The organism is Vibrio sp. 378 (genome assembly GCF_033339435.1).
In genome coordinates, this window is record NZ_JAWOUO010001036.1 from 1 (window position 1) to 545 (window position 545).

At 43.3% G+C, this 545-nt stretch carries 1 protein-coding gene; it reads left to right on the top strand.

Features of this window, described 5'->3' with window-relative positions; translation table 11 throughout:
• Positions 1-465: alanine dehydrogenase (locus R7Q48_RS30235; protein WP_411979318.1), on the top strand; the 465-nt coding region annotated here is incomplete at its 5' end.
• Positions 466-545: the final 80 nt, after the last annotated feature.

Sequence of the window (545 nt, forward strand, 5' to 3'; positions counted from 1 at the left end):
ACAGAAGACGCTATCGAGAAGCATGTTCTAGAAGCAGACCTTGTTATTGGTGCAGTTCTAATCCCAGGCGCGGCAGCTCCGAAACTGGTAACAAAAGAGCATATTGCTAAGATGAAGCCAGGCGCAGCAATCGTTGACGTAGCTATCGACCAAGGTGGTTGTTTCGAAACATCTCACGCGACAACACACGCCGAGCCTACTTACGTGGTTGATGATGTCGTTCACTACTGTGTAGCAAACATGCCTGGTGCAGTTGCACGTACTTCAACTTTCGCATTGAATAATGCCACTCTCCCTTACATTGTGAAACTTGCAAACAAAGGCTATCAACAAGCTCTTCTGGAAGACAAAGGCTTCCTAGAAGGTCTAAACGTGATTCACGGTAAAGTCACTTGTAAAGAAGTCGCAGAAAGCTTTGACCTTGAATATGTAGATCCTGAACAAGCTATCGCCATGTTCAACTAACAACAAAATTAAGCAATTTTGTCACGTTTTGTTTACAAAAGCCCACAATAAAGTGGGCTTTTTCATATAGTCGATTTAGA